Here is a 389-nt window from a genome sequence, read left to right as displayed (position 1 = left end):
TTTTTAGTTGTTCATGTATTTATACACTTTAAAAGTGTTCAAACTACATTCATAAAACTTTTTTAAGATACGAAAGATTGGTCTACAACCTAAGACTGATCCCTAAACAGATAAAAATCTGTGTCGTATTTTCAAGGAAACAGCAATACAAAATTAAAGAGATTGCATGGCCAATGGAAATAAACTTCGCTCTTCATATGGCATTTTAAACATCGTCTTTATTGTATTCAAATGCATCTATAGTGCAATCATCCATGCTTATTTTATTGTTCTCATGCACTGGAATGATAATAATATCGACTCGACACCGACCCCAAATTTTTATAATTATAAGGTTTTAGTTTCATAATTTGGTTTGTCATATACTGAAAGGGACATTTTATTCATGT

Source organism: Bartonella sp. MR168JLCBS (genome assembly GCF_042194175.1).
The sequence above is the reverse complement of the archived record's forward strand: the minus strand, read 5'-3'. Positions refer to the sequence as shown.